This window comes from Mesotoga sp. B105.6.4, assembly GCF_002896535.1.
Lineage (GTDB): Bacteria > Thermotogota > Thermotogae > Petrotogales > Kosmotogaceae > Mesotoga.
In genome coordinates this window covers 1-10922 of record NZ_JWIM01000072.1, presented here as the reverse complement: position 1 = coordinate 10922, position 10922 = coordinate 1, and the positions used below count along the sequence as shown (strand labels likewise).

Annotated in this window: 9 protein-coding genes and 2 pseudogenes; 4 read left to right on the top strand and 7 right to left on the bottom strand. The window is 44.4% G+C overall.

Going from position 1 to position 10922, the window contains the following annotated elements:
• Window positions 1–172 (top strand): annotated as a pseudogene (locus tag RJ60_RS16435) (group II intron reverse transcriptase/maturase); the annotation flags it as partial.
• 428 nt (window positions 173–600) lie between these two features.
• Here RJ60_RS16435 and RJ60_RS12955 read toward each other — a convergent pair.
• From RJ60_RS12955 to RJ60_RS12940, 4 genes are read right to left on the bottom strand one after another with little or no spacing between them, the layout of a single operon-like run.
• Entirely contained in the window at window positions 601–1662 is a 1062-nt protein-coding gene (locus tag RJ60_RS12955; RefSeq protein ID WP_103134984.1) for a GAF domain-containing protein, read from the bottom strand.
• A 35-nt stretch (window positions 1663–1697) separates the two neighbouring features.
• On the bottom strand, window positions 1698–2807 hold the full coding sequence (gene nagA / locus RJ60_RS12950) for an N-acetylglucosamine-6-phosphate deacetylase (protein ID WP_103134983.1): 1110 nt from the start codon (window positions 2805–2807) through the stop codon (window positions 1698–1700).
• Window positions 2808–2839: 32 nt separating this feature from the next.
• Window positions 2840–3904: an SIS domain-containing protein gene (locus RJ60_RS12945; RefSeq protein ID WP_258006328.1), complete on the bottom strand. Its 1065-nt coding sequence runs from the start codon at window positions 3902–3904 to the stop codon at window positions 2840–2842.
• Window positions 3905–3930: 26 nt separating this feature from the next.
• Complete coding sequence (locus tag RJ60_RS12940) at window positions 3931–4941, bottom strand: LacI family DNA-binding transcriptional regulator (protein ID WP_103134981.1); 1011 nt, start codon at window positions 4939–4941, stop codon at window positions 3931–3933.
• A gap of 261 nt (window positions 4942–5202) precedes the next feature.
• Between RJ60_RS12940 and deoC the strand changes: the two genes are divergently transcribed.
• The 3 genes from deoC to RJ60_RS12925 are packed head-to-tail and all read left to right on the top strand — an operon-like array spanning window position 5203 to window position 8151.
• Complete coding sequence (gene deoC, locus RJ60_RS12935; protein WP_103134980.1) at window positions 5203–5901, top strand: deoxyribose-phosphate aldolase; 699 nt, start codon at window positions 5203–5205, stop codon at window positions 5899–5901.
• Between the two features lie 28 nt (window positions 5902–5929).
• Window positions 5930–6598 carry a transaldolase family protein gene (locus RJ60_RS12930; RefSeq protein WP_103134979.1) on the top strand — a complete coding sequence of 223 codons (669 nt, stop codon included), beginning with the start codon at window positions 5930–5932 and terminating at the stop codon, window positions 6596–6598.
• A gap of 32 nt (window positions 6599–6630) precedes the next feature.
• On the top strand, window positions 6631–8151 hold the full coding sequence (locus RJ60_RS12925; protein ID WP_103134978.1) for an FGGY-family carbohydrate kinase: 1521 nt from the start codon (window positions 6631–6633) through the stop codon (window positions 8149–8151).
• Between the two features lie 630 nt (window positions 8152–8781).
• On the opposite strand, the pseudogene RJ60_RS16345 reads toward RJ60_RS12925, so the two are convergent.
• The 3 genes and pseudogenes from RJ60_RS16345 to RJ60_RS12905 all read right to left on the bottom strand — a co-directional run bounded on the left by RJ60_RS16345 (window position 8782) and on the right by RJ60_RS12905 (window position 10697).
• Window positions 8782–9492 (bottom strand): annotated as a pseudogene (locus tag RJ60_RS16345) (linear amide C-N hydrolase).
• Window positions 9493–9629: 137 nt separating this feature from the next.
• Window positions 9630–9860 carry a hypothetical protein gene (locus RJ60_RS12910; protein ID WP_103134975.1) on the bottom strand — a complete coding sequence of 77 codons (231 nt, stop codon included), beginning with the start codon at window positions 9858–9860 and terminating at the stop codon, window positions 9630–9632.
• A gap of 297 nt (window positions 9861–10157) precedes the next feature.
• A complete protein-coding gene (locus tag RJ60_RS12905) occupies window positions 10158–10697 on the bottom strand; it encodes an HdeD family acid-resistance protein (protein ID WP_103134974.1) in 540 nt (179 codons plus the stop codon).
• Between the last annotated feature and the right edge of the window lie 225 nt (window positions 10698–10922).

Below are 10922 nucleotides of genomic sequence, written 5' to 3'. Positions count from 1 at the left end.
AATGTATACAGTACTGAGTCGGCTAAACAAAGCCTTAGTTCAGTGGGTAAGAAACAAGTACAAGAAAAGGAGAGGTCTTACAAAAGCGGGTAAGTGGCTAGAAGCTCTTGCTCGCAGGGAGCCTCATCTATTTGTACACTGGACAATGGGGATATTCTATATGGCTGGATAATGGGAGCCGGATGAATCGAGAGATTCAAGTCCGGTTCTGAGAGGGCCTGGGGGTGAAATCCCCCTGGGCTACTCACCGATAGCGGGTTGGTGGTAGGAAAGAGCAAGAGAACCTGGGGACCGTTGACGGACAACGTTGTTTTGAGCAGCGACCAGCGGGTCCTTGTTCTTAAGCGCACAGCGGTTCTTATGCTTGCAACTTGGAACATGCAACTCGCAACTGCTCTTTCGAAGGACGGGTTCAAGCTCTGAGACGAAGGCCCAAGGACGGCTCTGGCTTGAGCATTGCGGAATCTTGACCAATGACGAAGAACCTGAACGTGCAGCATCGGAACAAACAGCCTCTCCCTGAACAGCTTCTAACGCTCTTACCAAACCCTAGACCCCAGAACGGTTCTAAGAGACTAACATCAGGATGCCGATGAACGTTCACATGAATCTCGAGTACTCGATTACTCCCGATATTAGTCCAGCGAATACTTCAAGGAGCTCAATATCTGCTTTACTCCACTCAAACTGCCCGAAAAGCCTCTCAAGGCCAACAAAACCGATCAGCCTTTGCCTTGAATAGATCGGAATTACTACTAGCGAGACTATGCCCTGCCGAGCCAGAACGACGGCCTCTCTGTTTGCCTCTTCAGGGAGCTCATTAACTACGTAGGAAAGCACTTCGCCCTTCTGAAGCTCCTTCATCCACCAGGGAAACTCCTTGAAGGGCATCTTCTGAAGAAAAGGTTTTGCGCTTCTGACGCTTTCTTTGCACCATTCGTGGGTATTTCTAACCAGCTCGTTCCTGTAATCAAGAAGGAATACGTTAGACCTGTCGGCTGAAGTCAGCTCTCCGAGATGTTTGAGCGCCTTATCTATCGCATCATCTATGTTCTCGAACTCCTTCAGTGTTCCCGAAACCTCTGAGATCACGCGTTCAAAGTTTTTTCGCCATTGAAGTTCTGTTGCCATCTTTCTGAAGGCACTGGTATCTCTGGCCACGACCATCGTTACTATGCTTTCGTTTAGATCGAGCACCTTCATGCAAAGCTCCACCTGAAGCTTATCTCCACTTTTCATAGTAAGGAATGAATCGGTCGTACACATCCCCTTAACCTGCAGATCGGCTCTGATCTTCCTCATCTCTGAATCAAGATCACCTGCTATCGTGTAAAAACTCATCTCTTGAAGCTCCTCATAAGAATATCCAAGCTTCTCGGCTGCACTATTATTAGCCTCAACAATTCTTCCCGGCCTGGAAGGATCGTCAAGACTTACGAGAAAGATCAGATCGTCTATCAGGCTTGAGAAGCCTTCATACTTAACCCTGAGAGACTTGTTCAGCGTGAAGCACTGATTACTTTCTGAAGCCCTTCCTCCGAGAAAAGGATCCTCAGAAACCGTTTCAACATGGATATTCCACCTGAGATTTGAAATCCTCTCGGAAAGAGTCTTGATCTCTGCTGTTCCATTGTCAATAATGTAGACTTTTATCGGTTTCACTGGATTCCCCCGAAATCAGGTAGAATGTACTCTACTCAGTATTTGAAAACAGTCCTCCCACCCAGAACAGTTTGCTTTACTTGAAGATCCTCGTTCAGCAGGACAAGATCTGCTTTGTAGCCTCTCGATAGTCTTCCTCTATCCTCTATCTTCAGAGAGCTCAAGGCGTTGAAAGACGATACTCTAGCGAGCTCTTTGAGGGAACAGTTTGTAAATGTTTTGAAATTCCTTACGGCTTCGCTGAAGACAAGAACGGCTGCGGCTATTGTACCGTCCTCGAGCCTTGGTCTTCCGTTCTTGAGTATAACCTTCTGTCCGCCGAGTTCATATTCCCCATCGGGCATAGCCGTGGCGTCAATCGTATCGGTAACTATCATGATCTTTGAAGCGCCTTTAATGTCGTAAACGAGCTTCACAAAGCCCGGCAAGGAGTGGATTCCATCCATAATCATCTCTACGGAGAAGGGAAGCGACAGCACAGCTCCCACACAGCCCAGATCCCTGTGGTGAAGAGTATTCATTCCGTTCGGAAAGTGCGTGATTCTATCGCAACCTTGATTATATGCTCTTTCCATGTCATCAAAAGATGCATCTGTGTGGCCTAGCGACACAGTAATATTTCGTTTTTGTATTAGATCTTGCGCCTGTGAAAAACGTTCCAGTTCTGGAGCTATAGTAATTAGCCTTACCGGCTCTATGAGGGTCTCTTCTATCTCCTCAAGATTTATCCTTCTTATAAGTTCTGGATTCTGTGCTCCCTTCCTTTTGAGACTTAAGTAGGGGCCTTCATAATGAACTCCCCCTACCGAAGTCTCCGGATTGTCGTCCAGATAGTCTTTAACCGTTCTGGCTGCGGAAAGGACAGCCGAAGGAGTCGAGGACATCGTGGTTGGAAGAAAGTAAGTCACTCCTTGAGAATAAAGAAACTCTTCCCACTTCCTGAGACCTTTCTCATTCATGGAAAGCGCGTCAACTCCCACAGAACCGTGCGTATGGGGATCGACGAATCCCGGCATAATTATCCCCTCGTACTCCATGGTTCCGGTAATCCGCTCCACTTCAGAGATCACGTTTCCTTCTATCTTTACTCTTCCAACAAACTCACCGTCTATTGGATCTACAACCAACACGTTCTCGAATCTCATTTATCCCACCTACTATCTCTGTTTTTTTCTTATCATGGCCAGGTTATCTGACTGCCAGTGGACATCTTTCCTCTTCCCATGAGAACTCTTTCATCGAGATCGAAGATGCCTCTGTAGTACGCAGAATAGACTGCAAACCACTGCAAGGGGATCATCAGAAGGAACGGGGCAAACAGCGGATCGAAGTCGCCATAATCCTTTGCATCGAACCGAATAACCTCTGCGCCATTAGATTCTGCAATCTTTATAACTCTCTCACTCATGTCTCTCGATTCGTCAGTTCCAACAAGGAAGACCATTACAGGCTTATGGCCGTCTAGCATTTCGGCAGGGCCGTGTCTAAATTCGGAGGTTTCCATGAAAGAAGCGTTGATTCTCATGTTCTCCATGAATACCGTGAGTCCAAATTTGTAGCCTATCGCATAGGCCGCTCCACTTGCAAGAACATAGAAGAGATCGCAGTCCTGATACTTTCTTGCGAGTCGATAAGCCCTCGGTTCCTCTTCCTTGTAGATCCTGCCTAAAAATTTTGGCATCATCGCTATCTGCTCCAACTGCTTTGATACGTCTTTTCCCTTTAGTCTCGCGATTTCGAGACTGAATATGAAAGCTCCCGCAAGAGGTAGAATAAATAGGCCATTCGAGTTGTACACGATTGCCTCGTCTGCTTCTCTTGCAAGTATGCTGTCTGGTTTACTTGTGAATGCAATCGTTGTAGCTTCCTTTTCATTGGCTAATCTCAGCGCGGCTGCCGTGTCTTCGGTATTCCCCGAAAAAGAAGCAAGTACCACAAGCGCCTCCTTATCAAGCCTTGCAGGGTTCTCCCAAATGAAGTCGTAGCTCTTGTAGTATTTCGAGGGCACATCAGTCATCTTGTTAAGGATATAATCCCCAGAGTAGAGGTTACACCAAGAATTGCCGCTTCCCACCCAGTAGATCTGCTTATAACCTTTATCTAAAGCAGTTTTTGCCAGCTCCTTAATCCTTCCGGCATGTTCTTCGAGAAAGGCAGAAAGGTCTTTCTCAAGAGATGGGGCTGTAAACAATACGCTCTGTTTCGCATCCGTCAAAAAATCATCCAGTGTCAATCCAAACACCTCCAAATATCTATCAAGAAGTTTAATCACTTTCTCGGTGCTGCACATGATTCCCTAATTACCAGCTTTGTAGGAAGTCTGGTAAGCTCCGTTTCGTTTCTCTGACCTCTTATACTCATCAGAATTCGTCTGGCAGACAGGTTCCCCATCTCTCTCGTATTCTGAGCGACCGAGGTTATTGGTGGGTTAGTCAGGTCAAACCAAACTATATCGTCAAAGCTCACAACGGACAAATCCTCTGGAACTCTTATTTCCATGTCCTTTGCAGCTAGAAGCAACCCCGCAACCATGTAGTTGTTTGTCGCAATAACTGCCGTCAGGTCCTTGTTGCGGCTTAAAAGAGACACACCGCTCTTGTAAGCGCCATCTACTCTGAACCCTCCGAGTTTTATCCAGGAAGGGTCTAGTTCTATTCCGTGCGCCTCAAGCGCTTTCTGATAACCCGCAATTCGATCGTAGTTGGTGCTGATATCGAGAGTATCCGACAGGAAGCCTATATTTCGATGGCCAAGTTCCAGCAAGTATTCGGTCGCCTCAAAGCCACCACCAACGTCATCGCTGACTACCATGTCTACGTCTAGATCTTCAATAACCCTGTCAATGAGAACGATCGGGGTCTTTGCTTTGACCAACTCTCTCAGATGGTCGGAGTTAGTTCGTGAAACGGGAGCGAGAATCAATCCATCTACTTGCTTCTGAAAGAACTTATCTATAGAGATTATTTCAACATCCAGTCTTTCATCTGTACTCGTAACAATCAGACTGTATCCTTCAGGTACTATTACATCGCTTATGGATCTTGCAATTGTAGAGAAAAAGGGATTCTGAATGTCACCTACAATCAATCCTATGTTCTTAGTCTCTCCAGTAACCATGCTTCTCGCAATGTAGTTCGGCTTGTACTTGAGTCTCTCGGCGACTGCTAAGACCTTCTCTTTTGCTTCTTTGCTGACATATCCGTACTTTCCCATTACTCTAGCCACCGTTGCCCGGGAAAGCCCTGTCTCTCTTGCTATATCGTCCAGCGTCGCTGCCATACTCAATCACCTTCCAAGAATACTCGCGGCAAATAAATACCGCGTTGTGATAACGGTATCATATGCTTTGATCTATTCTAGCTTATTCTCTTAAGTTATGTCAAGTTTACCAACATTGACTAAATTACCTCCTAAATTGACTGTTCGTTTTTTTGTGTTTTGTGGTTATAATGGTATTGTATGAATTAGTGAGAACGCTCTCATGATTGTTCTTTGGGTTTCCTGGAGCTTTTTGTTTGATTTGATCTTGGAGGTGCATCTTTGCAGACAATTAAAAGTTTTCAAAAAAGGTTTGACAGCACTCTTCTGAAGGCTTCCGCAACAAGGCGAGAGGCGGAGATTTTCATTGAAGAAAGTGTTGCTTGCGATTTCAGAGCGGTTGTAGTTCCCTGGTATTTGATGGACAAAGTAGTAGCCAGCGTTCGGGGTAAAGATATCTCGGCGGCTTGTGGATCGGGCTTCCCTTTCGGATTTGATTCAACCGAAACAAAGGCTTACATGATAAATGAAGCTCTGGCACTAGGTCCTGAAGTCAGGGATATTGACATAACGGCAAACATATCGGCAATGAAGTCGGGTGACTGGAATTACTTTGAAGAGGAGATCTCATATCTTTCAGGACTGCTTAAGGGTATTACCTGTAAAGTGATCATTGAAGTCTCTTATCTCGAAAGTAAAGAGATAGAGAAGGCTTGTTCTATACTCCTTAATCTGCCGCACGTTGATTATGTGAAGACAGGAACTGGATATGGCTCCAGAGCAACCACAGTCGATGACGTCAAGACAATCAAGAGCGTTGTTGGAGACAAGAAGGGAATAAAGGTATCCGGCGGAGTGAAGACCCTATCTCAGGTAGAGGATTTCGTCGCTGCTGGAGCGGATATCTTTGGTTCAAGCAGCGCCATAGAGATCTACAAGGAATTTGTCGTCAAATACCCAGGGCGGACCGATCTGCCATGAAAGAGCAAAGAATCAAATGGAGGTATCTATGAGACTGTTTATTGATGACGGAAACGTAGAAGCTATAAGTGAATTGTTCGATCTAGGATTCTTCTCCGGAATCAGCACTAATCCGAGTATTTTGAAGAGAACTGGAAGGAGGCCTCTTGAAATCATTCAGGAGATGCTGAAGAGATTCTCTGGCTCTCTCTTCGTTCAGTGTGCCTCAAGAAACTACGACGAAGTGATAAGAGAAGGAAAGGAGCTCTTCAAACTCGATCCCAAAAGGATAATACTCAAGATTCCCTTCTCCAGAACGGGCATTAGAGTTCTAAGAGAATTCAAGCAGCTGAAGATCCCTGCCCTGATTACTGGTGTTTTCTCGGTGCCGCAGGTACTAATGTCAGCCGAAGCAGGTGCCGATTACGTTGCCCCATACGCAAACAGAATAGAGAACCTAGGGATTGACCTCTCGGTTGTGGAGAGTATGCAAAAGGTTATTACAAACGGAGATTATGAGACTAAGCTCATCGCGGCAAGCTTCAAGACCCTAACTCAAATCTCTAAAATGGCTGAACTCCCAATATACGGTATGTCGCTTCCCGTAACTATGTACGGTGAGTTCTTTGCACACAGCGGAACACTGAAGGCCATTGATAATTTTGATGCAGACTGGGATTCAATAAAAGACCGTGAATGGGTTCCATTTAAGTCCTGAGTTCTATTTGCGGCCGAAAGAGAGGTTTTATCTTGAAGTATATAATGGCTCACGACCTTGGAACGACAGGCGATAAGGCAACTCTATTCAGCGAGACTGGAAACCTTGTGGCTTCGTCCTTTTTCGGCTATGAGACTTTCTATCCCGGCCCAGGAATGGTTGAACAAGATCCCGAAGCGTGGTGGACTTCCTTCTGCCGGGCTACTTCAGATCTTGTCAGTAAATCCGGAATTTCCGCAGAAGATCTCTCGGCCGTAAGTATAAGCGGTCAGATGATGGCGGTTGTACCTGTAGACAAATCCGGTGGATTGCTCAGGAGAGCAATAATCTGGGCAGATTCAAGAAGTTCTGAGCAAGTGAAAGCTCTTCTCTCGACTTTCTCAGAGAGTGAGATCTACAGAATAACCGGTTCAAGGCTCTCTCCAACTTATCAGGGACTGAAAATCGCCTGGCTGAGAATGAACGAGCCGGATGTATATGAAGGTACATACAAGTTTCTTCAAGCAAAGGATTACATAAACCTGCGCCTCACCGGCAAATTCGCAACGGATTTTTCTGATGCGGTTATGACGTCTCTATTTGATATCTCGAAACTCTCGTGGTCTCCCGAGATGATCTCAGCCCTCAAAGTCGACAATTCGAAATTACCCGAGGCTCTCCCCTCAATTACCGATCTTGGGAAGATTAAGTCTGATGTGGCCAGAGATCTTGGTCTCTCTGAATCCTGTAGAGTGATTCTGGGGGCTGGAGATGGCTGCAGTGCAGCTGTAGGGGCAGGTGCAGTTGAAGTCGGCGATACTTATCTCTATCTCGGATCTTCATCGTGGATCTCAACGATAACGAAAGAACCCTTACTGGATAGGCAAATGCGGGTTTTCACCGGAGCCCATGCGATCGAAGGACATTACTTCCCCTCGGGAACCATGCAAGCCGGTGGCAGCTCGTACAGCTGGATTAAAGACATGCTGTATGGGGATAACTTCCTGTATCGGAACGAACAAGACGTTTACAGCTATCTGGACAGAGTGCTGCTCGATTCTTCAAGTCACGGCGAACCGATCATCTATCTTCCATATCTGCTGGGTGAGAGAAGCCCAATCTGGGACTCCAATGCCAGGGGAACATTTATTGGTTTGTCTGCCTCTCACAAGAAGCTAGATATGGTCCGGGCCGTTATCGAGGGCGTTTCAATGAATCTCAAATGGATTCTCGATACCCTGGAGGAGTCTCTGCCAATCACCAGTATCAGGGTAATCGGCGGAGGAATAAAGAGCAATATATGGAAGAAAGTTCTAGCAAACGTTCTTGGAAAGACACTGACCGTTCCGGAAAACGTAGATGAAGCAACCTCAATCGGAGCAGCGATAATTGCCGGTGTTGGTTCGGGTCTTTTCAATTTCTCGGCGGTTCGCAAATTCATTGAAGACGTGGATAGGATTGAACCGATCCGGGATGAGCAAGAGCGCTACCTGAAACTGTACAGCCTCTTCAAAGAGTCGTACTGTTCCCTCAGGAAGACTTATGAAGGGCTTGCCGGAATCAGAAGGGGCTAAGCTCACTTAACGGGAGTTGTACCAGAACAGGGCGCTGCAGCCAAAGTCCAGCTACATCCTCGGTGCCCTGTTTATTCTTTGTAGCTTTCAGAAACAGACTTCCCTTTCTTCACAAATTTGAGAAATCAATTTCTTAATCTACCAGCTTTTTGAACACACGATGTTCAAAACTACCGACTTTTCGACGAAACCATTCTCAAGTCGGCCTCTCTCGGGGGTTCAAAACTGCATTTTCAAAGGTCAATTCTAGCAATGACTTGTGCATTTTCTATTCACTCACTAAAACTTTTGAACATCTGCTATCTTGCTCTATTCCATTCAAAAACCTTGAGATTCTTCTCTTTGCGCTAAAACAAACGGTTACAGACATTGGATTTTGAACAGATTTGTATTTCTTTCCTGGAGTGATCTCTAGGGCTTTTCTACGCACTTCGTTCAAAGCCGGAAAGTTATGAACATGCAGTCAATTCCACCACAGCAAAGCGTTCCAAGGGTTTTCAACGAGTTTTGAACATACCTAATTATTATTATTTATAAAGATATATTAGGATACAGATAAAAGCGAATTACTCTCCTCATGGGATACAAAGAAACTTCGAGCAACTCATAATTCTTGCTTATGCAACCATTTCAGAATAAGAATAAATTACAGACATCAATAGCCGAAAACGGCTTATCTACATCTATAGGTTCATGCTCAGTGCCGTAAGAGAAGTCGACTTCATTCAAATCGACAACAACTAGCGAGGCACAATCATAGGTTCTAAAATACAGTTTAAGCTTCTTATTGTCTCTTATCGTAACCCATTGAGTACTTTCAAAAGCTTCTGTACTACTTTCTTCTATTTCAGAAACTCCGGAAGGAATAGCCACTGTATTTAGAAGATGAAGAGCAAGCATTAATCCCTCCTCTTCCGTTTCGACGGGATTAGAAAACTCTCTTAAGAAACTTATCCTAACAAATCTAGAAGGAGGGGTTACGTCTCCCGGAATTCCAACATAACCACTGCCAAAACCCATTCCCTAATACGTTATTCCATTTATCTCTGTTTCTTTCATATAAGGGCTTAGATTCACATAATTCCTCAAATTAGACAGGTGCCACGGAAGTTCAGGAGAATTTGTCAGAACTCCATTTGGATTTTCGTAAACAATCACCTCACCATCAGTAAATTCAAGAACCATACTTCCACCGGAACTATCCTGTAAAGACAAATGAAGAGGAGGTACTTCCTGGAGCAATTCATTCACTTCTCCCCACATGGTTAACTCGCTGAGAGCTCTCTTCAAAGAATCAAGATTGTCGAAATTCACAAGAATCCACGCCGGAAGATCGAACAACTCTATTACCTTCGAAGGATCTGAAGAGGGGACATCCTCTTTATACTCAGTTTCTGGCAATCAAAGGGCACTCAAAGACAAACCCTTCTCATTAATTCCATCTGCAATAGCTGTCGAAAGACCAAAGGCATTCAAACTCACAAATCCATATTTACTTTCCCAGGATATTGCTTCAAAGCAGTCTGACATATGACTGCTGAAACTGTCGCCTCTGTTGAAAAAACAACTTTAGAATCAAGAACATGCGAAAACTCCATGCTTCTGCCTGAAATAACCAGTCCATTGTTCTTTTCAGGCGAAAGAAGGAATTCGGTACATCCTACGAAACGGAAAACCAACACAACAATAACTAATGTCAGTTTTCTCACTCGTTTACCTCCTCTGGCGGTTGAATTGAAGGCTACAAAATGAATTCTAAAGCAAGCTCTTCCGATAAGCAAACTGTTCAGACATTTTCAAACAGCAGATGCAGAGAATTTCATTTTGATTCAAGCAGTAAGAGACATTTCCGGAGCCAAACGTAATCATTATGTACCCATACTTTTCTCAGAAATAGAATTATAGACAGTAACAGATAAATAAGAATGGGAATGGGGTTTGCTGCCCACTCCCGTCTAGCTTTATAGACTACTTATGTGGACGAACAAAAGGAATAAATACAGACTCTATTTTTCTGACTCCTTGCCGATAAATGCCAACACTATGTGGTTCGTACCGAAAACCAGCAGAGTAATTCCGATCATTATCGCAACAGAAAGACCTGCAATTAAAGGATGCAGGACAAGAATTACACCGCCAATTAGAACGAACACGTTTAATATTATACTTAGAAAGTAAATTCCCTTTCCGGCAGGTTTTAGCCCTTCGGCGTTTATAAGATTGTTGATAGCATCGACTATAAACCATATAGCAATAATAAAAGCAAATACATTCGCTGCAAAGAGAGGCCTAAAAAGGAATATGATTCCGGTAATAGCCAACAATATCCCGAGTATCAAGGCGAAAAATACCTTTGCACCGGTTCTGTTCTCCAACTTAAAAAATGCAACTATCAACATGATCCCTCTTACAAGAACTACTATACCAAGCATAATTGCAAGGGTTAAGAATGTCGACAGAGGATGACTCAAAGAGAAGACTCCACCAATAACAAGAACGAAACCTACGAGAAGAGAAATCCAGTCAAATTTCTTTGCTTCTGCCATACCATCGCCACCTTTCCCCATTCGTAAGAGAATGGTTCTATTGTCTTGAGTTTATCACTTAATCTTCTGAAAATAGCTGAACAAGCGAAAGTATTTTTAGAAACGAAGAATTTTGCCACTACAAACTCTGTATTCAGAGAGTGAGTTCTTCTTGAGGCGTTACCTTGTCGGGTTGTGTTATCTTCATTAATGAAAGAATCTTTGAAGCAAGGGGTAGTGATTTGG